20 protein-coding genes are annotated in these 25,779 nt (G+C 64.6%); 12 read left to right on the forward strand and 8 right to left on the reverse strand.

Going from position 1 to position 25,779, the window contains the following annotated elements:
• Positions 1-20: 20 nt before the first annotated feature.
• Positions 21-1,778, reverse strand: coding sequence for an amidohydrolase (locus tag OU419_RS07360; protein ID WP_254471659.1), 1,758 nt, complete (start codon positions 1,776-1,778; stop codon positions 21-23).
• 114 nt (positions 1,779-1,892) lie between these two features.
• On the opposite strand from OU419_RS07360, the gene OU419_RS07365 reads away from it, so the two are divergent.
• The gene (locus OU419_RS07365; protein WP_254471658.1) at positions 1,893-2,801 is read left to right on the forward strand and encodes a LysR family transcriptional regulator; all 909 of its coding nucleotides are present in this window, start codon (positions 1,893-1,895) and stop codon (positions 2,799-2,801) included.
• A gap of 3 nt (positions 2,802-2,804) precedes the next feature.
• On the opposite strand, the gene OU419_RS07370 is transcribed toward OU419_RS07365, so the two are convergent.
• Positions 2,805-2,975, reverse strand: coding sequence for a hypothetical protein (locus tag OU419_RS07370; protein ID WP_254471657.1), 171 nt, complete (start codon positions 2,973-2,975; stop codon positions 2,805-2,807).
• Positions 2,976-3,041: 66 nt separating this feature from the next.
• Positions 3,042-3,878, reverse strand: coding sequence for an AraC family transcriptional regulator (locus OU419_RS07375; protein ID WP_254471656.1), 837 nt, complete (start codon positions 3,876-3,878; stop codon positions 3,042-3,044).
• A 195-nt stretch (positions 3,879-4,073) separates the two neighbouring features.
• Between OU419_RS07375 and hemN the strand changes: the two genes are divergently transcribed.
• A complete protein-coding gene (hemN, locus tag OU419_RS07380) occupies positions 4,074-5,459 on the forward strand; it encodes an oxygen-independent coproporphyrinogen III oxidase (protein ID WP_254471655.1) in 1,386 nt (461 codons plus the stop codon).
• A gap of 59 nt (positions 5,460-5,518) precedes the next feature.
• Here the strand turns inward: hemN and OU419_RS07385 are convergent, their stop codons facing one another.
• Both OU419_RS07385 and OU419_RS07390 read right to left on the reverse strand, forming a co-directional pair.
• Complete coding sequence (locus tag OU419_RS07385; RefSeq protein WP_254471654.1) at positions 5,519-7,129, reverse strand: FMN-binding glutamate synthase family protein; 1,611 nt, start codon at positions 7,127-7,129, stop codon at positions 5,519-5,521.
• 232 nt (positions 7,130-7,361) lie between these two features.
• A complete protein-coding gene (locus tag OU419_RS07390; RefSeq protein ID WP_254471653.1) occupies positions 7,362-8,741 on the reverse strand; it encodes an L-serine ammonia-lyase in 1,380 nt (459 codons plus the stop codon).
• A 211-nt stretch (positions 8,742-8,952) separates the two neighbouring features.
• Here OU419_RS07390 and OU419_RS07395 point away from each other — a divergent pair, with 211 nt between their 5' ends.
• On the forward strand, positions 8,953-10,179 hold the full coding sequence (locus OU419_RS07395) for an acyltransferase family protein (RefSeq protein ID WP_254471652.1): 1,227 nt from the start codon (positions 8,953-8,955) through the stop codon (positions 10,177-10,179).
• Positions 10,180-10,182: 3 nt separating this feature from the next.
• Here OU419_RS07395 and OU419_RS07400 read toward each other — a convergent pair whose 3' ends face one another.
• Positions 10,183-10,959: a helix-turn-helix transcriptional regulator gene (locus OU419_RS07400; RefSeq protein ID WP_254471651.1), complete on the reverse strand. Its 777-nt coding sequence runs from the start codon at positions 10,957-10,959 to the stop codon at positions 10,183-10,185.
• A 291-nt stretch (positions 10,960-11,250) separates the two neighbouring features.
• Between OU419_RS07400 and OU419_RS07405 the strand changes: the two genes are divergently transcribed.
• The 3 genes from OU419_RS07405 to OU419_RS07415 all read left to right on the forward strand — a co-directional run bounded on the left by OU419_RS07405 (position 11,251) and on the right by OU419_RS07415 (position 14,221).
• Complete coding sequence (locus tag OU419_RS07405; protein ID WP_254471650.1) at positions 11,251-12,069, forward strand: carbon-nitrogen hydrolase family protein; 819 nt, start codon at positions 11,251-11,253, stop codon at positions 12,067-12,069.
• Between the two features lie 136 nt (positions 12,070-12,205).
• Positions 12,206-13,528: an APC family permease gene (locus OU419_RS07410; protein WP_254471649.1), complete on the forward strand. Its 1,323-nt coding sequence runs from the start codon at positions 12,206-12,208 to the stop codon at positions 13,526-13,528.
• Between the two features lie 54 nt (positions 13,529-13,582).
• Entirely contained in the window at positions 13,583-14,221 is a 639-nt protein-coding gene (locus tag OU419_RS07415; RefSeq protein ID WP_254471648.1) for a glutathione S-transferase family protein, read from the forward strand.
• A gap of 252 nt (positions 14,222-14,473) precedes the next feature.
• Here OU419_RS07415 and metR read toward each other — a convergent pair whose 3' ends face one another.
• Entirely contained in the window at positions 14,474-15,394 is a 921-nt protein-coding gene (metR, locus tag OU419_RS07420; protein WP_254471647.1) for a transcriptional regulator MetR, read from the reverse strand.
• A gap of 118 nt (positions 15,395-15,512) precedes the next feature.
• Here metR and metE point away from each other — a divergent pair, with 118 nt between their 5' ends.
• A complete protein-coding gene (metE, locus tag OU419_RS07425) occupies positions 15,513-17,819 on the forward strand; it encodes a 5-methyltetrahydropteroyltriglutamate--homocysteine S-methyltransferase (RefSeq protein ID WP_254471646.1) in 2,307 nt (768 codons plus the stop codon).
• A 174-nt stretch (positions 17,820-17,993) separates the two neighbouring features.
• A complete protein-coding gene (locus OU419_RS07430) occupies positions 17,994-18,992 on the forward strand; it encodes an alpha/beta fold hydrolase (protein ID WP_254471645.1) in 999 nt (332 codons plus the stop codon).
• Positions 18,993-19,047: 55 nt separating this feature from the next.
• Here the strand turns inward: OU419_RS07430 and OU419_RS07435 are convergent, their stop codons facing one another.
• The gene (locus OU419_RS07435) at positions 19,048-19,962 is read right to left on the reverse strand and encodes a LysR substrate-binding domain-containing protein (protein WP_254471644.1); all 915 of its coding nucleotides are present in this window, start codon (positions 19,960-19,962) and stop codon (positions 19,048-19,050) included.
• A gap of 101 nt (positions 19,963-20,063) precedes the next feature.
• On the opposite strand from OU419_RS07435, the gene OU419_RS07440 reads away from it, so the two are divergent.
• The 4 genes from OU419_RS07440 (at position 20,064) to OU419_RS07455 (ending at position 25,765) form a co-directional block, all read left to right on the forward strand.
• Positions 20,064-21,149 (forward strand): tartrate dehydrogenase, encoded by a 1,086-nt coding sequence (locus OU419_RS07440; protein ID WP_254471643.1) that lies wholly within the window; start codon positions 20,064-20,066, stop codon positions 21,147-21,149.
• A gap of 233 nt (positions 21,150-21,382) precedes the next feature.
• Positions 21,383-23,002, forward strand: a complete 1,620-nt coding sequence (locus tag OU419_RS07445; RefSeq protein ID WP_302328917.1) for a BCCT family transporter — start codon at positions 21,383-21,385, stop codon at positions 23,000-23,002.
• Between the two features lie 140 nt (positions 23,003-23,142).
• On the forward strand, positions 23,143-24,264 hold the full coding sequence (locus OU419_RS07450) for an aromatic ring-hydroxylating oxygenase subunit alpha (protein WP_254471642.1): 1,122 nt from the start codon (positions 23,143-23,145) through the stop codon (positions 24,262-24,264).
• A gap of 52 nt (positions 24,265-24,316) precedes the next feature.
• Positions 24,317-25,765, forward strand: coding sequence for an NAD-dependent succinate-semialdehyde dehydrogenase (locus OU419_RS07455; RefSeq protein ID WP_254471641.1), 1,449 nt, complete (start codon positions 24,317-24,319; stop codon positions 25,763-25,765).
• Positions 25,766-25,779 lie beyond the last annotated feature (14 nt).

A 25,779-nucleotide genomic window follows, 5' to 3' on the forward strand; every position in this document is an offset into this window, starting at 1 on the left:
CGGCGCGGGAGCCCGGCTCGTCAGAGAGCCGGTACGTCGTCGGCGCGGTAGACTTCGCGACCTTCGAACAGGGTGCGCAGCACGCGGGCCTCGGCCAGTTCCTGGTCGGGCACGGTGAATACGTCGCGGTCGAGCACGACCAGGTCGGCCTGCTTGCCGGGGGCGAGGCTGCCGATTTTCTGGCCCAGGCCGATGGCCTGCGCGGCGTTGCGGGTGTAGGCGTAGAACATGGTCTGGCGGTCGACCCGCTCTTCGGGAATGAGCACGCCTTCCTGACCCTGGCGGGTGACCGCCTGGTACACCGCCTTCAATGGGTCCGGGGTGGACACCGGCCAGTCGCTGGCGCCGGCGATTTCCGCGCCGTTGTTCAGCAGCGACTTCGCCGGGTACATGTAGCGGTAGGCATCGTCGGCGATGTAAGGCTTCACCAGCTCCACGGTGTAGGCCTCGGCGGTGGCCCAGTCGAGCTGCATCGAGGCGATCACGCCCAGTTGCCTGAAGCGCGGGAAGTCCTGCGGGTTCACCAGTTGCAGGTGGGTGATCGAGTGGGCGATGCCGCTCTGCCGGTCCTTGCGCGCCTGGGCGATGCCGTTGAGCGATTCGCGCACCGCACGATCGCCGATAGCGTGGATGTGCACCAGCCAGCCACGGGCGTCGGCAGCGCTGACCAGTTCGCCGAAATGCTTCGGATCGATCAGCAGTTCGCCGGGCTTGTGGCTGTTCTTGTAGTTCTCCAGCAGCGCGGCCGACTGGGCCGGGTACTCGATCACGCCGTCGGCGAAGACCTTGATGCCTGGCAGGGTCAGGTTGGGAATGCCCTGGAACTGCTGGCGCACCTTGTCCAGCGTGTCGAGGTCGGCCGGGCGGCTCTTCGGATTGGCCACCAGCAGCGCCGCGACGTGCGCGGTGAGCTGGCCTTCGCGCGCCAGGTCGCGGTACACCGGCAGTACGCCGACGGTCTTCTCGGTGGGCTTGATGTTGAACAGCGCATCGCCCGGGCTGCCGTTGGCTGCCGGGTCCATCCAGGCGGTGATACCCAGGCTGTTGTTGTATTTCACGGCGGCGACGCCCGCGCGGTCCATCGTCTTCGCGTCGGCGGCCGGCATTGCGGCGGCGACCAGGTCGAAGCCCGAGTCGACCACGAAACCGGTGGGGTTGAAGTCCTTGTCGTGGGCGACGTTCCGCTGCTCCAGTTCACTCAGGCCGCGTACCCGCTTGGCGTCGAGGCCGGCGCGCTTGAGCATGGCGGCGTTGGCCCAGGCGGTGTGGTGGTCGCTGCCGATCAGCACTACCGGCAGGTTGGCCCATTCGCCCCGGTTCAGGCGCTTGGCCAGGCCGTCGGCCTGGGACCAGTAGGTGGAGTTCATGCCGTTCATCACGACGATGTCGCCAACCCGCGCCTTGCCGCTGTCGCGGTCCTGCCCGAGGCGCTGGACGAAGGCATCCAGTTCGAGCTGTTCGTCCTGCATGCTGGCGGAGATCAGTTCCAGGCCGCCGAAGATGGAGTGCGAGTGGCTGTCGATGAAGCCCGGCATCACCACCTTGCCGCCCAGGTCGACGACCTTGCTGGCGGCATCGCCCAGGGCGCGGATCTCATCGTTGGAGCCGACCCGCAGGACCTTGCCGTCCGCTACCGCGACAGCCTGTTGCAGCGCTTGGCCGGGTTCGGCGGTGAAGACCTTGCCGTTGAGCAGGATCAGGTCTGCGTTCTGTGCCTGTGCTTCCAAAGTGCTTAGTGCAATGGCAACCGCCAGCGCGCCTTTGAGCAACGTATGCATGACTTCCCCTTGTGTACCGGTTGATTTTTATTGGTCTGCACAAGAGGCTATCGAGGCGGCCGGCGGCTCGAAAGGCGCTATCGCTCATAACACTTGTGAACGTTTGGAACGAATATGGACAAGTTCAGCAGCCTGGAGATGTTCGTCGCCAGTGCCGAAACCGGCAGCTTCAGCCGCGCCGCAGAGCGGCTGGGCAAGACTCCTTCGGCCGTCACCAAGGCCATCGGGCTGCTGGAGATCGAGCTGGGTGCGCGGTTGTTCGAGCGCACCACGCGCAGCATGTCGCTGACCGAGGCTGGCCAGCTCTACCTGGATGGTGCCCGCGAAGTGCTGGCGCGGATGCGCGAGACCACCGAAGAAATTGCCCAGTTGCATCACAGCCTGCGGGGCGTGCTGCGCATCACCGGGCCTCTGATCGTCGGGCCGGTATTTCTCGACCAGGCCTGCGCCGAATTCCTCGAACAGAACCCGGATGTTCGCTTGCAGGTCGATCTGTCCGACAGCTATCTCGACCTGCTCGACGGGCGCTACGACCTGGCTTTGCGCATGGGCAACAGCAATCTGCCGGGGCTGATCGCCCAGCCCCTGGCGCAGAGCCGCATCGCCCTCTGCGCCAGCCCTGCCTACCTGGCGCGGCGGGGCGTGCCGCAGCACCCTCGGGAGGTCGCCGAGCATGACTGCCTGGTCTACCGCCACCCGGCGCTGGACGACCGCTGGTGGTTCGAGGTGGACGGCGAGCGTTATTCGACGCCGCGCAGCGGGCGGCTGAGCAGCGATAACCAGGCTGTGCTGCTGACCGCCTGCCTGGCTGGGCACGGGTTGCTGCCGTGTCCGCGCTGGAGTGTGCTGGAGCACTTGCGCTCGGGTCGCCTGGTGACGGTGCTGGATGACTTCTTCTTCGAGCCGGATACCTTCGGCGCGCAGATTCTCGCGGTGTACCCCAGCAACCGCCGGGCTACGCGCAGGATTCACTCGTTCATCGAACACCTGCGCGCCTTTCTGCTGCGCGGCGGCATTTTCTGAAGCTCAGGGGCTGCAGCCCACGGCCAGCACAAGCATGGTGGCCGCTGCGCAACCGCCGAGGATGATCGGCAGCGCCGCGCTCCAGCCCAAGCGTGCGCCGTTGCTGAACACCGGCAGGGGCGCCGGGCCGGGAGTGTTCGCGGCAACGACGGCGAGCAGCAGAATGGCAGCCATTGGCTGATGTGGCCGAGGTGGCTCCGGTGAATCGGCGGAAGCCTCATTCTCGCCAGCGCGGCGGGCTCAGTCTGGGAGCTGTGAGCAGCGCTTGCGGTAGTAGGCGGGCGTGACCCCATAGGCGCGACGGAACCAGCGGCCCAGGTGGCTCTGGTCGGCGAAACCGAGGTCGGCGGCGACGTCCGCCGGTGCCATGCCACGGCCGAGCAACTGGCGGGCACGGGCCAGCCGTAGCTGGATCAGGTAGGCGTGCGGCGGCAGGCCGAAGGCCAGCTTGAAGGCGCGGGTCAGGCGGAAACGGTCGCAACCGCAGGCGCGGGCCAGGTCGTCGAGGCCGATGTCCTGCGTCAGGTTGGCGTGCAGGTAGTCCCGTGCGCGTTGCGCCACCAGCGGCAGTTGCGGTTGCAGGGCGCTGCGCTGGCGCCATTGCAGGCGCCGCGTAAGGCCGTCGAGCAGGTCGTCGATGGCACTCTGGCGGACGATCTTCAGGTCAGCGGCGTGTACCGCCTGGAAGGCTTCGTCGATGCGTCGCACCAGCAGCGGGTCGTCGAACAGCAATTGCGGCACGCCCAACTGGCAGTTGGCTGGAGCTTCCTCGAACAGCGTGGCGATCTCGCGTTCCAGCCAGGGCGCGTCGAGGTAGAGCATGCGGTAGGTGAAGCCACCTTCGGTGGGCGCGTCGCCGTCGTGGATGTCCCCGGGCTCGAGGAAGAACACCTTGCCGGCGGTGCTGATGTGGCGCTCGCCCCGGCAGCGGAACTGCTGGACGCCGGATTCGGTGAAGCCGACCAGGTAGCTGTCGTGCCAGTGTGGGTCGTAGGCGTGGCCCTTGAAGTGCGCGCGCAGGCTCTGGATGCCGGTGTCGGCATCCTGCAGCAGGTCGATCCAGTTGTCTTTGTGCATGGGCCGTTTTCGCCTCGCTTGCCCGGTCGGACAGAATAGCGCGCGTGCGCTGGCTGTCTGGAAGATTCGTGCAACCGTCGATCAGGCCGGGCCGTTGCGGGTTCTTGATCCTGCACAGCAGCGGTGTAGCGTGACTTGTGTATCGTGCTGGGGCGCCGGCAGCGACGGGCTGTCTGCGCCTGAGGAGCCCGTGTCATGCCCGAACCGATGAGTTTCAACCGCGCGCTGGTGGAGAAGTACGACCGCCCCGGCCCGCGCTATACGTCCTATCCCACCGCACCGCAGTTTCACGGCGCCTTCGCCGCCGATGACTACCGCGCGGCGGCGCGGCGCAGCAACGAGGCACCGTCCAAGCCGCTCTCGGTGTACATCCATGTCCCGTTCTGCGAGAGCCTCTGCTACTACTGCGCCTGCAACAAGATCATCACCCGCAAGACCCACCGTGCGGTCGAGTACCTCGGCTACCTCAAGCGCGAGATCGCCATGCAGGCGGCGCTGTTCGACGGCACCCGCAAGCTCACCCAGTTGCACCTGGGCGGCGGTACCCCGACCTACCTGACCGGCGAGCAGCTCTGCGAGCTGATGGATTGCCTGCGCGAACACTTCAACCTGGATGAGAGCGACGCCCACGAGTTTTCCATCGAGGTCGATCCGCGCACCATCAGCCGCGAACGTATCGCCGAGTTGCGTGCGCAGGGCTTCAACCGCCTGAGCTTCGGCGTGCAGGACTTCGACGAAAAGGTCCAGGCCGCGGTCAACCGTGTGCAGAGCGAGCAGCAGATATTCGATCTGGTGCAGGCCGCCCGCGAGGCGCGCTTCAAGTCGGTCTCCGTGGACCTGATCTACGGCCTGCCGCTGCAGACGGTGGAAAGCTTCGACGCCACCCTGGGCAAGCTCGTCGCGCTGCGCCCCGACCGTATCGCCGCCTACAGCTATGCGCACCTGCCCGAGCGCGTGCGCGCACAACGGCTGATCCGCCGCGAGGACATGCCGCCGCCGGAACGCAAGCTGGAACTGCTGGAGCTGACGATCCGCCGGCTGACGCAGGAGGGCTACCTCTACATCGGCATGGACCACTTCGCGCGGCCCGGTGACGAGCTGGCCGTGGCCCGTGCCAACGGCACGCTGCAGCGCAATTTCCAGGGCTATTCGACCCACGCCGACTGCGACCTGATCGCGCTGGGCGTATCGTCGATCAGCAAGGTCGGCGACACCTACGCGCAGAACGTGAAAGAGCTGTCGCAGTACTACGCCCGCATCAACGAGGGGCTGCTGCCGGTGCACAAGGGGTACCGCCTGACTGACGACGATCGCCTGCGCCGCGAGGTGATCGGCGCGCTGATGTGCCACGGCCGCGTGGACTACCCGGCGCTGGAGTCGTGCCACGGCATTCGCTTCACGGAGTATTTCGCGGATGCGCTACGCCAGTTGCAGGAGCAGGTTGGCGACGGGCTGGTGGCGTTGCAGGACGATGCGCTGGTGTTGCTGCCCCAGGGGCAGTTGATGATGCGCAGCGTGGCGATGGCGTTCGATGCCTACCTGGGCGGCAGGCAGAGCGAGCGCTTCTCGCGCACCATCTGATGTCTTTGAATGGCCCCGGCGACCTGGTGAAGGTTGCCGGGGCCTTTTTCGTTGCGGTGTCAGCCGGCCAGCGCGTCGAAGCTGTCGCTGCGGGCCATGCGCCAGATGCGTTCGTAGAACTCGCCTTCGATGTTGCCCGAGAGCAGTTCGCCGGGCTTGAGGAAGTAGTGCAGGTGCGAGAACAGGCGGATCTCGGTGGCCGAGACGCGGCGCACCAGGTGCCTGGCTTCCAGTTGCGACGGATGCTCGATGCCGGCGGCGGCGATCATCTCGGCCAGGCCCTTGAGGGTGTTGCGGTGGAAGTTGTAGACCCGCTCGGCCTTGTCCGGCACCACCAGCGCGCGCTGGCGCAGTGGGTCCTGGGTGGCCACGCCGGTTGGGCACTTGTTGGTGTGGCAGCTCTGCGACTGGATGCAGCCGATGGCGAACATGAAGCCGCGCGCCGAGTTGGCCCAGTCGGCACCCATTGCCAGCACGCTGGCGATATCGAAGGCGCTGACGATCTTGCCGCTGGCGCCGATGCGGATCTTGTCGCGCAGGCCCAGGCCTACCAGGGTGTTGTGCACGAACAGCAGGCCCTCGCGCATCGGCAGGCCCATGTGGTCGGTGAACTCCAGTGGCGCGGCGCCGGTGCCGCCTTCCTTGCCGTCGACGACGATGAAGTCGGGGAGGATGCCGGTCTCGTGCATGGCCTTGGCGATGCCCATGAATTCCCACGGGTGGCCGATGCACAGTTTGAAGCCCACCGGCTTGCCGCCGGACAGCTCGCGTAGCTGCACGATGAAGTCGAGCAGCCCCCTGGGTGTGCTGAAGGCACTGTGCGAGGACGGCGAGATGCAGTCCTGGCCCAGGGGCACGCCGCGGGTGGCGGCGATTTCCGGAGTCACCTTGTGCTTGGGCAGGATGCCACCGTGGCCGGGCTTGGCGCCCTGGCTGAGCTTGATCTCGATCATCTTCACCTGCGGGTCGACCGCCTGTCTGGCGAAGCGCTCGGCGCTGAAACTGCCGTCGTCGTTGCGGCAGCCGAAATAGCCGCTGCCCAGTTCCCAGGTGAGGTCGCCGCCGTACTCGCGGTGATAGGGGCTGATGCTGCCCTCGCCGGTGTCATGGATGAAGCCGCCCATCTTGGCGCCCTTGTTCAGCGCGCGGATGGCGTTGGCGCTCAGCGAGCCGAAGCTCATCGCCGAGATGTTGAACACCGAGATGGAATAGGGCTGCTTGCACTCCGGGCCGCCGACGGTGACGCGGAAGGTGCATGGGTCGGCCACCGGGGCCGGGCGGATCGAGTGAGCGATGAATTCGAAGCCCGACTGGTAGACGTCGATGAGCGTGCCGAAGGGCTTGTCGGCGGTCTCGTTCTTCGCCCGCGAGTACACCAGGGCGCGCTGGGCGCGCGAGAAGGGTAGCGCTTCCTGGTCGCCTTCGAGCAGGTACTGGCGGATTTCCGGGCGGATGGCTTCGACCAGATAGCGGATGTTGCCGAGGATCGGGTAGTTGCGGCGTACCGCGTGGCGTTCCTGCAACAGGTCGAAGATGCCCAGCACGCTGAGGGCGAGGGTCGTCAGGGTGAAGGGCCAGACCCAGTCGTGGCCCAGGAAGGGCAGGCTGAACAGGGTGAACAGGACACACGCGGCGAAAAAGGCGTAGCGGCTTAGGAGCGACAGGTTCATGGAGTCTCCAGTCGTCGGGCTGAACACGGTAGGGGGGCCGAAAGGACCGCTACAGAGCATGGCAGGCAATGCGCCAGGCTGCTTGGGCGGAGGTCAACGCAGGGGCTTTCGGAGCGGAATTTGTTGTTCTGGCGCAGCGACGTTAGCCCGAAGACAAGGAAAAAGAAAGCTAGCTAACGACTTTCTCCCGGTGCGAAAAGGCTTGTCTCGGGACGCGCAATGAACCGGCCCGTCAGCAGGCGATCACGTTCACCGCCAGGCCGCCCCTGGATGTTTCCTTGTACTTGTCCATCATGTCGCGCCCGGTATCGCGCAGGGTGTCGATGGCCTTGTCCAGCGATACCAGGTGCTGGCCGTCGCCGCGCAAGGCCAGTTGGGCGGCGTTGATCGCCTTCAGCGAGGCCATCGCGTTGCGTTCGATGCACGGCACTTGCACCAGCCCGGCGACGGGGTCGCAGGTCAGCCCGAGGTTGTGCTCCAGGCCGATTTCGGCGGCGTTCTCCACTTGTTCCAGGCTGCCGCCAAGCACTTCCGCCAGGCCGCCGGCGGCCATCGCGCAGGCAGAGCCGACCTCACCCTGGCAGCCGACCTCCGCGCCGGAAATCGACGCGTTGAGTTTGCACAGGATGCCGATGGCAGCAGCGGTGAGCAGGTAGCGTTCGATTGCATCTGTGCTGGCGCTGGTGTCGTAGCGCGCGTAGTAGTGCAACACCGCCGGAACGATGCCTGCCGCTCCATTGGTGGGCGCGGTCACTACCCGTCCGCCGGCTGCGTTCTCTTCGTTGACGGCCAGCGCCCAGAGGTCCACCCAGTCCATCGCGCCGAGGGTGCTGGCGATCAGGTTGCCACTGTCGGCCTCGTTCAGCCGGCGATGGAGCATGGGGGCACGACGACGCACCTTGAGTCCGCCGGGCAGCGTGCCTTCGGTCTCCAGCCCTCGGCGTACGCAGGCCTGCATTTCGTCCCAGATGTGGGCGAGCCCGGCGTGGATTTCCGTCTCGCTGCGTACGGCCAGCTCGTTGGCCCACATCAGGTCGCTGATGCGTCTGAAACCGTGCCGGTGGCACAGCGTCAGCAGTTCCTCGGCGCTGTGGAAGGGGTAGGGCATGGGGTTGTCGGGCAGGGCGCGGTCGGTGTTGAAGTCCGCCTCGTCCACCACGAAACCGCCGCCGACGGAGTAGCAGACGCGTTCGTCGATGTCCTTGCCGGCGGCGTCGAAGGCCAAAAGGCGCAAGCCATTGGGATGTGCGGGCAGGCTGTCGTCGTGGAAGACCAGGTGCCGCGCTGGGTCGAAATCGATGTCGTGCATGCCGCCCAGGCGCAGGCGGTGGCGCGTGAGGATGTCGTTCACCTGCGGTGCCAGGCTGGCCGGGTCGGCTTCCGCCGGATCGATGCCGAGCAGGCCGATCAGGCACGCGCGGTCTGTGGCGTGGCCCTTGCCAGTGGCGCTGAGCGAACCGTAGAGATGCACCTCGACGGCCTTCGTGCGCTCCAGCCGGCCATTGGCCCGCAGGCGGTCGACGAACTCACGGGTGGCCCGCATCGGGCCGACGGTGTGCGAACTGGAAGGCCCGACGCCGGGCTTGAACATATCGAAGACGCTGAGGCTCATGGGGAATTCCTCCTGCCCTCAAGCATGGACCCGAATCAGAAAGGACGCCGGGCGAGTCGATGATGGGGGACTCCCGTTGCTATCGGTAAGCTGATCAGCAGTGTTTCATAAGTTGCCTTCAGCATTTTCATCTGTCTGACTGCCGCTGAATGAATAGAATGCACGCTCCCTTTTTGATGGGAGAACGCAATACGTGTTGATGGAGATATGAATGGCAGGCCAGAAGGAACAGTTCGAATTTATCAACGGAATCCGTGGCCTTGCGGCGTTGCAGGTAGTGCTACTGCATTTCTGCGCCATTTTCTTTCCCGCTTTCGCGCGAGTGGCCCAGGAAGGTAACTATCCACTGGAGTCGGTACTCAGCCACACGCCGCTGTTCTTCCTGATCGATGGCTACACAGCCGTCTTTATATTCTTTCTGATGAGCGGCTTCGTTCTCGCAGGGGCCTTCGACAACAAGGTTCAACAGCTTCCGGCACAGACCCTCAAACGCTTCATCCGACTATTTCTTCCAGTCGCCGTCTCCGCGGTCTTCGCGCTCGGGTTGTTCTTCGCCTTCCAGGGTGCCAAGGAGCACACCCAGGCTGTTACCGGCTCGCCCTGGGCAGCCTGGCTCTATCACATTGATACTGCACCCCTGGCTCTGCTGCGAGAGATTGGCCTGAACTCCATGTTGCTGGGATATGGGGGGCAGTCGATATTCTCCAACTGGTCGGTACTGTCGCTTCCCGCCATATCGACCTCTTCAAACCCCCCTTTATGGACGCTGCACATTGAGTTCTGGGGGTCGCTGCTCGTCTTGTTCCTGGCTGCGGCGCGGAATCTGCTGGCGCGCTCAGTATTCATCGGGATCTTCTGCTGTGCGCTTCTGGTGACCGGGACCGGCCAGTTCTCTTTGTTTCTGCTGGGCTTTGTCGCTTATCACAGCAGAGAGAGGTGGCTGTCGCGCGAGTTCAATCCAACCATCGGCATTATTTTGTTATTCATTGGTGTGCTGATGTCCTCCCTACTGGGCACCTGGGCTAGTGGCACGTTGCTGCGAGCGCTCGCCTCGATCACCTATGCGCAGGCCACAAGTCCAGAACAGTTCCGCGACATCCTCACCGCAATCGTGATCATGCTGGGTATCTGCCTGTCGTCACCGTTACGCAGGCTTGCTTCTGCTAGGCCCTTGCGGTGGCTTGGGAAAATCTCCTTCAGCCTTTACTTAGTGCACTTTCCGATATTGTTTACGCTTGGCTGCTCGGTGTTCAACGTCGTGTTCACTCGCTCAACGATGCTGCCAGCGATCCTGACTACCTTCATCGTCATACTGCCGTTGTTGTTGTTGATAGCGAGTTTGTTCGAGCGCTATGTCGACCAGCCTGCGATCCGCCTGGCAGGGCATTTGGTCCGAGCCACTGACCGGTCGCACTCTCTCTTGCAGCGCAGCAACTGATAATCAGCCCTGCGCCTGCAGGAACAACGAGAACAGTTCCGACTGCGACTTGATGCCGAGCTTGGCGTACATGTGCTTGCGATGGACCTTCACGGTTTCGGCGGAGATCGACAGTTTGCGGGCGATTTCCTTGCTGGAGCAGCCGCTGAGCATCAGCCGGCCGACTTCCAGTTCGCGGGCGGTGAGCGGGGTTTCCATTTGCTGCGCTGTGGATTCCAGGCGGTTCTGCCAGCGCGGCGCGGGGGGCGCGCTGCCTGCGTGTTCGAAGGCCATGCGCTGGCGCATCAGGGCGGCGACCCACGGCTGCACGAGGGCCAGCACGGCGATCTGTTCGGGGGTGAAGCGGCCCTTGCTGCCAACCGAGCAGCACAGGGTGCGCTCGCCGTCGAGCTGGACGTTGATCTGCACTTCGTCGGCCACTACGTTGAGGCTGAAGTAGCGCTGGTAGTAGTCGGTCCGCTCGAACATCTCCGGTGCCACGTCATCGAGGCGGAACAGCCCGCTGCCGGGCGCCTCCCGGCTGGCGATGTAGAAGGGGTCGAGCAGGTAGAGACCCTTGAGGTAGTCCTGGAACAGCGGGTCCGGCCCGCCATCCTCGCCCGGGCATTCGGCGAACACCTGCGGCCTGCCATTGCTGAAGAGCAGCACGACCCAACTGTCGAAGGGCACATACTGGCCCAGCAGACGCACCAGCGAAGTCCAGAAGTTCGGCTTGTCCAGCGCCTCGATCAGTTGCCCGACCGAGCGGTGCCAGGCGATGTCCTGAAGGGAAAGGCTCATGACTCTACCCCCGTTGGGTTACCACGCGGGCGTAATTACCCCAGTGGTGGTGTGGCCGGCATACTCGGCGGATGCCCTGAACCTGCTGACGATCCGCCGCGGGTCGGCAGAGCGGCGTTGGAAACAACCTGAAAATGCTCATCCAGTCTTCAGGCCGCGCATTTTCGTTTGATCTCGCCTTGTTCTGCTTCGGCTGGCGGGATGGTGAACAGATTCGTGAGCCGGCGCGGTGCGCATTCTGAGCCTTTTGCAGCGCCCGGTCACTGAAAGACAAGAACCCGAGGAAGCCCCATGAAAGTAGAACTCGTCCAACTCGCCGGCCGTGATGGTGACGTGGCCTGGAACCTGGCCCGTACCCTGGAGGCGATCCACGCCTGTGCCCCGGACAGCCAACTGGTGGTGTTTCCCGAGACCCAACTGACCGGCTTCCCCACCCAGGCGAACATCGCTTCCATCGCCGAGCCGATCGACGGCCCCAGCGTGCAGGCCGTGCAGCGCGCGGCGAAGGAGAAGAACATCAGCGTTACCGTGGGTTTCGCCGAGGCCGCCGACGGACGCTTCTACAACACTACGCTGCTGATCACCCCCGAAGGCATCGCCATGAAGTACCGCAAGACGCACCTGTGGGCGTCGGACCGCGGCATCTTTACCCCCGGCGACCGCTATGCCACCTGCCTGTGGAACGGCATCCGCGTAGGCATCGTGATCTGCTTCGACATCGAGTTCCCCGAGTCGGCCCGCGCCCTTGGCCAACTGGGCGCCGAGCTGATCATCGTGACCAACGGCAACATGGACCCCTACGGTCCGACCCATCGCACCGCGATCATGGGCCGCGCCATGGAAAACCAGGCCTATGCGGTGATGGTCAACCGCGTTGGCGAAGGCGACGACAACCTGGTGTTCGCCGGCGGCAGCGCCGTGGTCGATCCCTTCGGACACCTGATCTGCGAGGCCGGCCGTGAGGAGTGCCGGCAAATCGTCGAGCTGGACTTCGAACGCCTGGCGCAAGCGCGCCGCGATTACAGCTACCTGGCCGAGCGCCGCTTCGCGTTGCCGGGCGAGATGCTCGAGCACGAAGGTGGCCTGCGCGAGCTGATCATTCCTGTCTGATGCACCGTGGCGCAGGGGCGCGCCGCTACAGCGATTCGCCAGAACGACGGGCGCCTGCGAGCGCCCGCGAGGCTTGCGGGTGAGCGCAAGCCAGCATTTTCACTGCCATAACAAACACAACGCGGAGTAAGCAGTAATGGCTCGATTGAAACGAACCCTGTCGCTGGGTTCGGTGGTGCTGTTCGGCATCGCCTACATGACCCCGATCATCGTCCTTGGCACCTTCGGCATTCTTGCCGACGTCACTCGCGGCGTGGTGCCCTCGGCGTACCTGGTCGCCTCGGTGGCGATGCTGTTCACCGCACTGAGCTATGGGCGCATGGCCGCCGCCTTTCCAGTAGCCGGTTCCGCCTATACCTATGTGCGCAAGTCGATCAGTCCAAGGCTGGGCTTCCTTGCCGGCTGGGCCGTGCTGCTGGATTACCTGTTCCTACCGATGGCCATCTGGCTGATCGGTGCCGCGTATCTGCATTCGGCGTTCCCGGCCGTGCCGCAGGCCCTCTGGGTGCTGGCGTTCATCGGCGTGACCACGGCGATCAACGTAGTCGGCCTGCGTCTGGCGAAGAATATCAACGGCGTGCTGATGCTGGTGCAGTTCCTCGTGCTGCTGGCCTTCGTCGGGCTTGCCATCCACTACGTGACGGGGGATGCCAGCCGGCCGCTGTGGACCCTGGAGCCGTTCCTCAAGGAAGGCACCCAACTGCCACTGATCATGGGTGGCGCCGCCATCGCCTGCTACTCGTTCCTGGGTTTCGATGCGGTCAGCACCCTGACCGAGGAAACCCACGAGCCGCGCAAGACCATTCCTCGCGCGATCCTGCTGATCACCCTGATCGGTGGCAGCATCTTCGTCGCAGCCAGCTACTTCGTGCAGTTGGCGCACCCGTCGGTGGAATTCCAGAATGCGGACTCTGCCGCCTATGAAATCGCCCGCAACATCGGTGGCGACCTGTTCGTCAGCTTCTTCCTGATCGGCCTGATCGTCGGCCAGTTCACCTCCGGTCTTTCGGCCCAGGCCAGTGCCTCGCGCCTGCTCTTCGCGATGGGCCGCGACGGCGTGCTGCCGCGACCGTTCTTCGGGCGCATCAGCAAGCGCTTCGAGACGCCGGTGAACAGCATCGTGCTGTGCGGCGTGGTAGCACTGCTGGCGCTGCACATGGATGTCACCACCTCTACTTCGTTCATCAACTTCGGCGCGTTCCTGGCCTTCAGCCTGGTGAACCTGTCGGTGATCTTCCACTACTACCTGAATGCGCAACGGCGCGGCCTGCGTGAGTTGGTGCTGTTCCTGGTGTTCCCGCTGATCGGTCTGTTCGCCGACCTGTGGCTGATGGTCAGCCTCGACCACCTGGCTATCTGGCTCGGCGTTTCCTGGCTGGCGATCGGCCTGATCTACCTCGCGGTGATCACCGGCGGTTTCCGCCAGCAGCCGCCGGAGATGAACTTCGAGGAGGCATGACGGCGCGGGGGGGCTATGCTGGGGACTCCATGCGGAGCCCGAGGAGAACCCGTCATGTCCCGCATCACCTTCTATCACTCGCCCCGTACGCGTTCCAGCGGCACCCTGGTGCTGCTGGAGGAACTGGGTGCCGACTACGACCTCGAACTGATCAACATGAAGGCCGGCGAGCAGCGCCAGCCGGCCTACCTGGCGATCAACCCGCTGGGCAAGGTGCCGGCGATTCGCCACGGCGATGCGCTGGTGACGGAGCAGGGTGCGGTGTACCTGTACCTCGCCGACCTGTTCCCCCGAGCCGGTCTTGCGCCTGCGCTCGATGATCCGCTGCGTGGTCCGTACTTGCGCTGGACGGTGTTCTACGGCTCCAGCTTCGAACCCGCGGTGGTGGACCGCGCGCTCAAGCGTGACCCGGCGCCGTCGGCGATGAGTCCCTACGGCGACTATGACAGCGTGATACGCACACTGGCCGATCAACTCGAAGAGGGGCCGTACCTGCTCGGCAACCGTATGACCGCTGCCGATATCCTCTGGGGTTCGGCGCTCAACTGGACCATTGGTTTCGGCGTGGTGCCCAACCTGCCGGTATTCCAGCGCTACGTGGAGCGGATGACTGCGCGGCCTGCATTCGCCAGGGTGGCGGAACGCGATGCGGCGTGGGTCGCGGAGCACGAAAGGGCGGCGGGAAAGGCGTGAGGATCGGCTTGCAGCGATGTACCGGATGCCGGCGGCGCGAGTGAGCGATAGCTCGTTCTGTGGGCTTTATCCCAATGAGCAGAGGTTAATTCCTACATTGATGAATGCCTATTGGATGTTTCCTGCAAGTAATCGATGATTTGTCCTACGCGACGATTCGTCGTGGCGTAGTAATGATTGATCGACTAGTCAATCGTTGACTCCTTTGAAGCCCGCCAGCGATGGCGGGCTTTTTTTATCCGCGTGGGCCTGTCAGCCCTTGGCCGCGCTCACGCCTTCCAGGGTGGCGAAAGAGGTGTCCTTGGCGGTCAGCAGGAAGTCGCGCATGAAGGGCGCGTCGAGCATGTCGGCGCGGATCGCGGCGAACAGGGTGCAATACAGGCCCTTCTCGCCCAGACGCCTGGCGGTTACGTAGCCACGCGAGCTGTACTCGTGCAGCGCCCAGTTGGGCAGGCAGCAGACGCCGCGTCCGGAGGCCACCAACTGCATCATCATCACCGTCAACTCGGAGGTGCGTACCTGCGCCGGTTCGACGTCGGCCGGTTCGAGGAAGCGGGTGAAGATATCCAGGCGGTCGCGTTCCACCGGATAGGTGATCAGCGTCTGGTTGGCCAGATCCTCGGGCATGATGAAGGATTTGCCGGCCAGCGCATGCTGGTTGTCCACCGCCAGCAGCGCCTCATAGGTGAACAACGGCACGTAGGTGATGCCGGCGATTTCCACCGGGTCGGAGGTCACTACCAGGTCCAGGTCGCCACGGGCCAGCGCCGGCAGCGGGGCGAAGGAGAAGCCCGAGGCGAGGTCCAGTTCCACTTCCGGCCAGGCATCGCGGAACTGGTCGATGGTCGGCATCAGCCACTGGAAGCAACTATGGCACTCGATGGCCATGTGCAGTCGGCCAGCGGTGCCGCCGGCCAGGCGCGCGAGGTCGCGTTCGGCGCTGCGTAGCTGCGGCAGCATGGAATCGGCCAGTTGCAGCAGGCGCAGGCCGGCGCTGGTGAAGCGCACCGGCTTGGTCTTGCGGATGAACAGCGACAGGCCGAGACGGTCTTCCAGTTCCTTGAACTGGTGGGAGAGTGCGGACTGGGTGAGGTGCAGGCGCTCTGCGGCCTCCACGAGGCTGTCGGCCTCACGCAGGGCGTGCAGGGTTTTCAGGTGACGGAGTTCAAGCATGATGCCGGCCTCGACCTCAATATGAGGAAAACTTGATTTCAAAGCGAAGGAATTGAGTTTGTCTCATGAACGGTGGCCTGTCGACAATGTGCTCAACTGACGCATTGGAGATTTCGGCATGGCATTGGCCCACACCCTCGGTTTTCCCCGTATCGGTCGCGATCGCGAACTGAAAAAGGCCCAGGAGGCCTTCTGGAGAGGGGAGCTGGATGAAGCCGGCCTGCGCGCAGTGGGGCGCGAGCTGCGCGCCGCGCACTGGCAATTGCAGAAGAACGCCGGCATCGACCTGTTGCCGGTGGGCGATTTCGCCTGGTACGACCAGGTGCTGACTCACTCGCTGACCTTCGGCGCCATTCCCGAGCGCTTCCGCCCGCAGGATGGCAAGCCGACCCTGCACACGCTGTTCGCGATGGCCCGTGGCCGCAGTGGCGATGCGTGCTGTGGCGGTGCCCAGGGGCAGCCCGGTTTCGCCCAGGAACTGACCAAGTGGTTCGACACCAACTATCACTACCTGGTCCCGGAGTTCAGCGCCGACCAGCAGTTCCAGCTGAGCTGGGAACAGTTGTTCGAAGAAGTGGATGAAGCGCTGGCGCTGGGCCACAAGGTCAAGCCGGTGGTGATCGGTCCGCTGACGTACCTCTGGCTGGGCAAGGCCAAGGGCGCCGAGTTCGACAAGCTCGACCTGCTCGAACGCCTGCTGCCGGTCTATGGCGAGATCTTCCAGCGCCTTGCCGCACAGGGCGTGGAGTGGGTGCAGATAGACGAACCGATCCTGGTGCTCGACCTGCCGCAGGACTGGAAGAATGCCTTCGAGCGTGCCTACAACATTCTCCAGCGCGAACCGCTGAGGAAGCTGCTGGCCACCTATTTCGGCGGTCTCGAAGACTCGCTCGGCCTGGCCGCCAGCCTGCCGCTGGATGGGCTGCACATCGACCTGGTGCGAGCGCCGCAACAGTACCCGACCATTCTCGACCGCCTGCCGTCCTACAAGGTGCTGTCGCTGGGGCTGGTGAACGGCCGCAACGTCTGGCGTTGCTACCTGGAGCAGGCCCTGGACGTGCTGCGCCACGCCCATGAGCGGCTCGGTGAGCGGCTGTGGGTGGCGCCATCCTGTTCGCTGTTGCATTGCCCGGTGGACCTTGCCCGTGAAGATCAGTTGGATGCCGAACTGAAAAGCTGGTTGGCGTTCGCCGTGCAGAAGTGTGGCGAGGTCGCTGTGCTCGCCCGTGCGCTGGAGCAGCCCGAGGCGCCGGATGTGCTCGCGGCCCTGTCCGAGAGCCGCGCCATGCAGGCCAGCCGCGCCGCTTCGCCGCGGATTCACAAGCCCGAGGTGCAGGCGCGGCTGAAGGCGATCGGTGCCCGGGATGCGCAACGCCTTTCGCCGTTCGCCGTCCGTATCCAGAAGCAGCGCGCCGGGCTGGATCTGCCATTGTTCCCGACCACCACCATCGGCTCGTTCCCACAGACCCCGGCGATTCGTCTGGCACGCCAGGCGTTCCGTCAGGGCAAGCTGTCGGCTGCCGACTATACCGAAGCCATGCACAGCGAAATCCGCCATGCGGTCGAACTGCAGGAAGGGTTGGGCCTGGATGTGCTGGTCCACGGCGAGGCCGAACGCAACGACATGGTCGAGTACTTCGCCGAACAGCTCGACGGCTACCTGTTCACCCGCTTCGGCTGGGTCCAGAGCTATGGCTCGCGCTGTGTGAAACCGGCGGTGATCTATGGCGACCTGAGCCGTCCGCGACCGATGACGGTCGACTGGATTCGCTACGCCCAGGGCCTTACCGACAAGGTAATGAAAGGCATGCTCACTGGCCCGGTGACGATGCTGATGTGGTCCTTCCCACGCGAGGACGTTTCCCGAGAGGAGCAGGCTCGCCAGTTGGCGCTGGCGATCCGTGACGAGGTCGTGGACCTGGAGCGTGCTGGCATCCGCATCGTGCAGATCGACGAGGCGGCGTTCCGCGAGGGCCTGCCGTTGCGCCGCGAGCAGTGGAAATCCTACCTGGACTGGGCCACCGAGGCGTTCCGCCTGTGTGCATCCGGCGTGCGCGACGAAACCCAGATCCACACGCACATGTGCTACAGCGAGTTCAACGATGTGATCGAGTCTATCGCCGCGATGGATGCCGATGTGATCACCATCGAGACCTCGCGCTCGGACATGGAGCTGCTGGATGCCTTCGAGGCGTTCGAGTATCCCAACGAGATCGGCCCGGGCGTCTACGACATCCACTCGCCGCGCGTGCCGTCCACCGAGGAAATGGTCAAGCTGATGCGCAAGGCGGCGCAGCGCATCCCGGCCGGGCGACTGTGGGTGAATCCCGACTGCGGGTTGAAGACGCGCGGCTGGCCGGAGACCGAGGCGGCGCTGATCAATCTGGTGGCGGCGGCGCGTCAGTTGCGCCGCGAGTTCGCCTGATTCGCTGACGGCGCGAGGAGGCTCTCCCTGAGTGTCGTGCTTCAGGGCGCGCTGTGCCTGGTCGATGACCGCTCGGCGCGTTTCACGAAACTGTCATGCGGTTGTGGCAGAGCGAGCGACGGAAATTCATCAGAATCCCGTTCCACTGGGGTTTTGCGTTCCGGATTTTCACTCATGCGTGCCTTCTTGCTGGCGGTCGCCCTTGTATGCGGACTGCCCTCACTCTCCTTTGCCGGCGATCGTTGCGATCCCCGGGTACCGACCGATCTGGTGGACCTGGGCGATGTGCGTCTGGCGTACCAGAGCGTCGGTCGTCCGCAGGACCCAACGCTGCTGCTGATCATGGGGCTGGGCGGGCAACTGATCCACTGGCCGGACGAGGTGGTGGAAGCGCTCTGCCAGCAGGGCTTCCGCGTGATCCGTTACGACAACCGCGACGTCGGCCTGTCGGCCTGGCGAGTGCCTGCGCCCAGCGGCAATCTCACCTACGAAGTCATCCGCTACCGCCTGGGCCTGCCGGTGAGTGCGCCCTACAGCCTGACCGACATGGCCGGTGACGCACTGCTCCTGCTCGATGCCCTGCACATTCGTCGCGCCCATGTACTCGGGGCGAGCATGGGCGGAATGATCGCCCAGCATGTGGCTGATCTCGCGCCGGAGCGGGTGATAAGCCTGACCCTGGTGATGACCAGCTCCGGTGCCCAGGGCCTGCCCGCACCCAGTGAAGCGCTGCTGCGCCTGCTGGCCCGGCGCGAGGCGGCCAGTCGCGAGCAAGCCATCGAACAGCAGGCCGACCTGCTTGCCGCGCTCGGCAGCCCGGAGGTGCGTGACGACCGGCAGCAGTTGCTGCAACAGGCCGCGCGCTCCTATGACCGCGCCTTCAATCCAGAGGGCGTGCAGCGGCAGATGCTGGCGATCCTTGCCGAGCCGAGCCGGGTGGAGCTGCTCAACCGCCTGGAGGTGCCGACGCTGGTGGTCCACGGCACCGCGGACCCGCTGCTGCCGGTCATGCACGGGGTGCACGTAGCGGCGCACATTCGCGGCTCGGAGCTAAGGCTGATTCCTGGCATGGCGCACCGCTTCCAGGAAGACTTCAAGGAGCCGCTGCTCAGCGCAGTATTGCCATACTTGCGCGCGCACCAGGGCGGCGGTGGCCACGTCGCCCAACTGTAACCCTGCCGCACTTCCCCGCATGGAGCGCCGTCCGCGGCAGAAAAATGGCTGGCGCTCAGGCGTCCGGCAGGCTGTAGCGCTCGGTGAAGTATTGGCGCAGGAACTCCACCGCCACCCGCACCTTGGCCGAGCCGGCCAATGGTGCGGTGTACACCGCCCAGATGTCCGCCGGCTGCTGGTATTCCGGCAGCACCCGCTGCAACCGGCCGTCGGCCAGGCTGTCGTGGACGTCCCACCAGGAGCGCAACAGGATACCGCGCCCGTCGATGCACCACTGGTGCACTACTTCGCCGTGGTTGGATGACAGCGGCCCGGTCACTTTCACGCTTTCCTCGCCTCCCGGGCCTTGCAGGTGCCAGACGCCGAACGGGTGGTCGCGCTCCTTGATCACCAGGCAGTCGTGCCCGGCCAGTTCCGCCAGGCTGCGCGGAGTGCCGCGTCGCTCGAGGTAGGCGGGCGCCGCGCAGAGCACCCGGCGATTGCGCGCCAGTGGCTTGGCGATCAGGTGCGGGGAGATTTCGTTGCCGACCCGCACGTCGAGGTCGAAGCCCTCGTCGAGCAGGTCCACCAGGCGGTCCTGTACGTCCAGGCGGATGTCCAGTTGCGGGTGTCGGGCTGCCAGTTCCGAAAGCGCCGGGGCGACGAAGCGCCGGCCCAGGCCAAGGCTGCTGGCGATGCGCAACTGGCCGCTGGGTTCGCGGTGCAGCGCGGATACCTCGTCGCCCATGCGCTGCACCGAGTCGAGTATGCGCAGCGCCCATTGATAGACGCGCTCGCCGTCCTCGCTCACCGATACCCGACGGGTGGTGCGGTGCAGCAGGCGCACGCCGAGGTTCTGTTCAAGCAGGCGGATGCGCTTGCTGATGAAGGCTGTGGACATGCCCAGCTCGCTGGCGGCGCTGGCAAAGCCGGAACGGCGGACGACATGGACGAAGACGTTGAGGTCTTCCAGGTTCGGCAGATTGTTCACGATTTGTGATTCAAGAATCCACAGAAGTGGAGATTATGTTTGATTCGTCGACTTATAGCATGGCCGGCACTACTTCCCCATCCCATCTGCAAGGGTGCCCCATGAGCAAGACATACAGAATCGCTGCCATTCCCGGTGACGGTATCGGCCAGGAAGTCCTTCCCGAGGGCCTGCGCGTGGTTCAGGCGGCTGCGCGCAAGCATGGCCTGGCGCTGGAGTTCGAACACTTCGAGTGGGCCAGCTGCGACTACTACCTGGAACACGGCAAGATGATGCCGGACGACTGGTTCGAGCAGCTCAAGGGCTTCGATGCGCTGTACTTCGGTGCGGTCGGCTGGCCCGAGAAAGTACCGGACCACATCTCCCTGTGGGGCTCGCTGCTGAAGTTCCGCCGCGACTTCGATCAGTACGTGAACATCCGTCCGGTGCGTCTGTTCCCCGGCGTGCCGTGCCCACTGGCCAACAAGCAACCCGGCGACATCGATTTCGTGGTGATCCGCGAGAACACCGAGGGCGAGTACTCGTCCCTGGGCGGCCGCATGTTCGAAGGCACCGAGAACGAGTTCGTGCTGCAGGAGTCGGTGTTCACCCGCCGTGGCGTGGACCGCATCCTCAAGTACGCCTTCGAGCTGGCGCAGACCCGCGAGCGCAAGCGCCTGACCTCGGCGACCAAGTCCAACGGCATGGCGGTGAGCATGCCCTACTGGGACGAGCGCACCGAGGCGATGGCGGCGAAGTACCCGCAGATCACCTGGGACAAGCAGCACATCGACATCCTCTGCGCGCGCTTCGTGCTGCAACCAGAGCGCTTCGACGTGGTGGTCGCCTCCAACCTGTTCGGTGACATCCTTTCCGACCTCGGCCCGGCGTGTGCCGGCACCATCGGTATCGCGCCGTCGGCCAACCTCAACCCCGAGCGCAACTTCCCCTCTCTGTTCGAGCCGGTGCACGGCTCGGCACCGGACATCTTCGGCCAGAACATTGCCAACCCTATCGCCATGATCTGGTCCGGCGCGCTGATGCTGGAGTTCCTCGGCCAGGGCGACGAGCGCTACCGCGCCGCCCATGACGACATTCTCGGTGCCATCGAGCAGGTGATCGCCGGCGGTGAGGTGACTCGCGACATGGGCGGCAAGCTGTCGACGCAGGCGGTCGGCCAGGCCATCGCCGAGATCGTCGCCAACTGAGCCATCGGCAACCGTGGGGTGGCGTCACTCGGATGGAGGGTGGCGTCACCGTCAGCCGATGGCCTGCTCTTGCGTTGTGTGGCAAATCACCGCACACTGTTAACCAATAGATCGTTGTTAACCAATGGTTGATAGATAGGAGAAACGTCAACCTGCCCTAGCGCTGCACTTCGCCTCCATGCGCCTGCCTGCGCCGGATGCGGAGCACAACAAAAACATCCAGGAGACGCCTGATGTCCCACAAGAATAAAAAGGTCGATGTATTCCTGATCACCGTGAGCCTCGTAGCGGTATTGCTCACCGTGGTCGGCCTCGCCGCCTTCCCGGCGGAGGCGGAGCATGCCGCTAATCAGTTGTTCGAGTTTTCCACCCGTTCCTTCGGTACCGGCGTCCAGTTGCTGATCTTCGGCAGCTCGCTGGCGGTGCTGTACATCGCATTCAGCAAGTACGGCAACATCCGTCTGGGCAGTGGCAAGCCGGAATACTCCACCGCCACCTGGGTGTTCATGTTCATCTGCGCGGGTATGGGTTCCTCGACTCTCTACTGGGGCGTCATGGAGTGGGCCTACTACTACCAGTCGCCGGGCCTGAATATCGCGCCGCAGTCGCGGGAGGCTCTGGAGTACAGCGTCAGCTACTCGTTCTTCCATTGGGGCATCAGCGCCTGGTCGATCTACGCCCTGGCCTCGCTGGCGATGGCGTACCACTTCCATGTGCGCAAGAAGAGCGGCCTGAACCTGGCGTCCATCGTCGAGGCTGTCACCGGCTTCAAAGCCACCGGCCCGGTTGGCCGGGTGGTGGACCTGATCTTCCTGCTGACCATGATGGGGGCGCTCACCGTTTCCCTGGCGCTCACGGCATCGACCCTGACCCGTGGCCTGTCCGGGCTGATGGGTACGCCCGATACCTTCTTCGTGCAGGTCATGGTGATCGGCGTGATTGCCATTCTGTTCTCCCTCAGCTCCTACATCGGCATCGACGGCGGCCTGCAGAAGCTGAGCAAGATCGTCTGCTACGGCGCGCTGGTGTTCGCCGCGGTGGTGCTGCTGGTCGGTCCGACCCAGTTCACCATCAACAACACCGCCAACGGCATCGGCCTGATGATCCAGAACTACGTGCACATGAGCCTGTTCACCGACCCGGCGGGCGACGGCGCATTCACCCGCAACTGGACGGTGTTCTACTGGCTCTGGTGGGTGTCCTACGCGCCAGGCGTCGCGATGTTCGTGACCCGCGTATCCCGTGGCAGGCAGATCAAGGAAGTGGTGTTCGCCCTGCTGCTGGGCGGTAGCCTGGGCTGCTGGTTCTTCTTCGGCGCGCTGGAAAGCTACAGCATGCACCAGTTCATCAGCGGCGCCATCGACGTGCCGAAGATCCTCAGCGAACAGGGTGGCGAAAGCGCGGTGGAAGCCCTGCTGGTAGCGCTGCCAATGGGCAAGGTGTTCCTCGCCGTGTACCTGTTCATCATGGCCGTGTTCTGCGCCTCGCACATGGACGCAGCGGCCTACGCCGTTGCCGCCACCAGCACCCGCAACCTGCAGGAAGGCGACGATCCGACGCCGACCCATCGTCTGTTCTGGTGCGTGACCCTGACCCTGGTGCCGCTGGCCATGCTGTTCGCCAAGGCCTCCCTGTCGACCATGAAGACCGCCGTGGTGCTCACCGCGATTCCGTTCACGCTGATCCTGCTGGTGAAGGTCTACGGCTTCTTCAAGTGGATGTTGCAGGACTACGGCAACATGCCGGCCTACCGCATCGAGGAAGAGGCGGCGGCGATGGCCGACCTTGAGCATCAACCGGAGGTGGCGCCTGTGGGTAAGCCGCTGAGTGAACCGGTGGCGCTCGCCCAGTGATTCCTGCGTGGCGCCGCCAGCCCGAGGGCGGCGCCACCTGCAGGCTTTTTTTTGCCTGCTCTGTTAACCATCGGGTTGCAGTTAACTAACAAGTAAACCGACCGCCTCGCCGCGAGTCGATGAAGCCTGGAGATAGCAAGATGACCGATTTCGAACGCCTGCCCGCCGATTTCTGCAACAACCCGAACCACGCCTACACCATCCCGGCGAAGTTCTACACCAGCGATGCCGTCTTCGAGCATGAGAAGGAAAAGATCTTCGCCCACAGCTGGATCTGCATGGGGCACCGCAGCGAGGTGGCGCAGAAGAACGCCTACATCGTCCGCGAGGTGATCGGCGAGAGCATCATCGTCATCCGTGGCCGCGACGACGTGCTGCGCGCCTTCTACAACGTCTGCCCGCACCGTGGCCACCAGCTCCTGGAAGGCACCGGCGGCATCGCCAAGAACGTCATCGCCTGCCCCTACCACGCCTGGACCTTCAAGCTCGACGGCGAACTGACCCACGTGCGCAACTGCGATCAGGTCGAAGCCTTCGACAAGGGCGACTACAGCCTGGTACCGGTGAAGGTCGAGGAGTACGCAGGCTTCATCTTCATCAACATGGACCTCAATGCCGGCAGCGTCGAAGAGCAGTTGCCGGGCCTGGAAGCGCGCATGCGCCAGGCCTGCGGCGTGATCGACGACCTGCACCTGGCAGCGCGTTTCGTCAGCAACACTCCGGCCAACTGGAAGTCCATCGTCGACAACTACATGGAGTGCTACCACTGCGGCCCGGCTCACCCGAGCTTCGCTGACTCCGTGGACGTCGGCCAGTACACCCACACTCTGCACGGCAACTGGTCGCTGCAGTACGGCATCGCCAAGTCCTCCGAGCAGTCGTTCAAGGTCGACGAATCGGTTTCCGATCCGTCCTTCGCCGGCTTCTGGGCCTGGCCGTGCACCATGTTCAACGTGCCGCCGGGCGCCAACTTCATGACCGTGATCTACGAGTTCCCGGTCGACGCAGAAACCACCCTGCAGCACTACGACATCTACTTCCTCAACAAGGACATCACCGAAGAGCAGCAGAAGCTGATCGACTGGTACCGCGAAGTCTTCCGTCCGGAAGACCTGCGCCTGGTCGAGAGCGTGCAGAAGGGCCTGAAGTCCCGTGGCTACCGTGGCCAGGGCCGGATCATGGTGGACAAGGAGCGCTCCGGCATCAGCGAGCACGGCATCGCCCACTTCCACAACCTGATCGCCGTCGCCCACCTCGACTGATCCAGCTCGCCGCCGACCTCTGCGGCCGGCGGCATCTCGCGGAGTACCTTGCGTGAAACTCAACGATTGCAAACTGTTCCGCCAGCAAGCCTACGTCGATGGGCGCTGGTGCGACGCCGACGACGGCCGCAGCCTGGACGTGCATGACCCGGCCACCGGCGAGCGCCTGGGCAGCGTGCCGCTGATGGGCGGCGCCGAAGCCGTGCGCGCCATCGAAGCCGCCAACGCCGCGCTGGAAGGCTGGCGCGCGAAGACCGCCAAGGAGCGCGCGCAGATCCTGCGCCGCTGGTTCGAATTGCTGCTCGAACACGAAGAAGACCTGGCGCGCCTGATGACCTTCGAGCAGGGCAAGCCGCTGCATGAAGCGCTGGGCGAAATCCGCTACGCCGCTTCCTTCATCGAGTGGTTCGCCGAAGAAGGCAAACGCATCTACGGCGACGTGATCCCGAGCCCGGCCGCGGACAAGCGCCTGCTGGTGATCAAGCAGGGCATCGGCGTGTGCGCCGCCATCACCCCGTGGAACTTCCCGGCGGCGATGATCACCCGCAAAGCCGCGCCGGCCTTGGCCGCTGGCTGCACGATGGTGATCAAGCCGGCCAACGAGACGCCGTTCTCCGCGCTGGCGCTGGTTGAGCTGGCCGAGCGCGCGGGCGTGCCGGCGGGTGTGCTCAACGTGGTGACCGGCGATGCGCCAGCGATCGGCGCGCAGCTCACCGGCCATCCGCTGGTGCGCAAGCTCAGCTTCACCGGCTCGACACCGGTTGGCCGCCTGCTCATGGCGCAATGCGCGGACACCATCAAGAAGGTCTCGCTGGAGCTGGGTGGCAATGCCCCGTTCATCGTCTTCGAGGACGCCGATATCGAGGCGGCGGTCGAGGGTGCGCTGATCGCCAAGTACCGCAACGCCGGGCAGACCTGCGTGTGCGTCAACCGTTTCTATGTGCACGACGCGGTGTACGAGCGCTTCACCGCGCGCTTCGTCGAGCGGGTGCGCGAGCTGGCGGTCGGCCACGGTGCGGAGCCGAACACGCAGATCGGCCCGCTGATCACCGACAAGGCAGTGAGCAAGGTGCAGAGCCTGGTGGACGACGCCACCGCCAAGGGCGCCGAGCTGGTGCTGGGCGGCAAGCCCCATGCCCTGGGCGGCAACTTCTTCGAGCCAACCGTGCTTGGCGGTATTCGCCCCGGCATGGACCTGCTGCAGGACGAAATCTTCGGCCCGGTGGCGGCCCTGGTGCGCTTCTCCTCCGACGCCGAGGTGATCGAACTGGCCAACGACACCCTGTACGGCCTGGCGGCGTACTTCTACAGCCGCGACCTGGCCCGCGTGTTCCGGGTCGCCGAGCGACTGGAATACGGCATGGTCGGGATCAACACCGGGCTGATCTCCAACGAGGTCGCGCCGTTCGGTGGGGTGAAGCAGTCCGGCCTGGGGCGTGAAGGCTCCAGATACGGCATCGAGGACTATCTGGAAATCAAGTACCTCTGCCTGGCGGTGTGAGCCGGGCAGGGAAT

The sequence above is a fragment of the Pseudomonas triclosanedens genome (assembly GCF_026686735.1).
Classification (GTDB): Bacteria; Pseudomonadota; Gammaproteobacteria; order Pseudomonadales; family Pseudomonadaceae; genus Pseudomonas; species Pseudomonas triclosanedens.

What these genes read in the sequence shown, in the direction of transcription:
- OU419_RS07415 (WP_254471648.1), top strand. Translation starts at nt 13,583, where the DNA reads ATGTCCCGCATCACCTTCTATCACTCGCCCCGTACGCGTTCCAGCGGC.
- OU419_RS07365 (WP_254471658.1), top strand. Translation starts at nt 1,893, where the DNA reads ATGGACAAGTTCAGCAGCCTGGAGATGTTCGTCGCCAGTGCCGAAACC.
- OU419_RS07370 (WP_254471657.1), bottom strand. Translation starts at nt 2,975, where the DNA reads ATGGCTGCCATTCTGCTGCTCGCCGTCGTTGCCGCGAACACTCCCGGC.
- OU419_RS07360 (WP_254471659.1), bottom strand. Translation starts at nt 1,778, where the DNA reads ATGCATACGTTGCTCAAAGGCGCGCTGGCGGTTGCCATTGCACTAAGC.
- OU419_RS07400 (WP_254471651.1), bottom strand. Translation starts at nt 10,959, where the DNA reads ATGAGCCTTTCCCTTCAGGACATCGCCTGGCACCGCTCGGTCGGGCAA.
- OU419_RS07410 (WP_254471649.1), top strand. Translation starts at nt 12,206, where the DNA reads ATGGCTCGATTGAAACGAACCCTGTCGCTGGGTTCGGTGGTGCTGTTC.
- OU419_RS07375 (WP_254471656.1), bottom strand. Translation starts at nt 3,878, where the DNA reads ATGCACAAAGACAACTGGATCGACCTGCTGCAGGATGCCGACACCGGC.
- OU419_RS07405 (WP_254471650.1), top strand. Translation starts at nt 11,251, where the DNA reads ATGAAAGTAGAACTCGTCCAACTCGCCGGCCGTGATGGTGACGTGGCC.
- OU419_RS07430 (WP_254471645.1), top strand. Translation starts at nt 17,994, where the DNA reads ATGCGTGCCTTCTTGCTGGCGGTCGCCCTTGTATGCGGACTGCCCTCA.
- OU419_RS07440 (WP_254471643.1), top strand. Translation starts at nt 20,064, where the DNA reads ATGAGCAAGACATACAGAATCGCTGCCATTCCCGGTGACGGTATCGGC.
- OU419_RS07395 (WP_254471652.1), top strand. Translation starts at nt 8,953, where the DNA reads ATGGCAGGCCAGAAGGAACAGTTCGAATTTATCAACGGAATCCGTGGC.
- metE (WP_254471646.1), top strand. Translation starts at nt 15,513, where the DNA reads ATGGCATTGGCCCACACCCTCGGTTTTCCCCGTATCGGTCGCGATCGC.
- OU419_RS07450 (WP_254471642.1), top strand. Translation starts at nt 23,143, where the DNA reads ATGACCGATTTCGAACGCCTGCCCGCCGATTTCTGCAACAACCCGAAC.
- metR (WP_254471647.1), bottom strand. Translation starts at nt 15,394, where the DNA reads ATGCTTGAACTCCGTCACCTGAAAACCCTGCACGCCCTGCGTGAGGCC.
- OU419_RS07445 (WP_302328917.1), top strand. Translation starts at nt 21,383, where the DNA reads ATGTCCCACAAGAATAAAAAGGTCGATGTATTCCTGATCACCGTGAGC.
- OU419_RS07385 (WP_254471654.1), bottom strand. Translation starts at nt 7,129, where the DNA reads ATGAACCTGTCGCTCCTAAGCCGCTACGCCTTTTTCGCCGCGTGTGTC.
- hemN (WP_254471655.1), top strand. Translation starts at nt 4,074, where the DNA reads ATGCCCGAACCGATGAGTTTCAACCGCGCGCTGGTGGAGAAGTACGAC.
- OU419_RS07390 (WP_254471653.1), bottom strand. Translation starts at nt 8,741, where the DNA reads ATGAGCCTCAGCGTCTTCGATATGTTCAAGCCCGGCGTCGGGCCTTCC.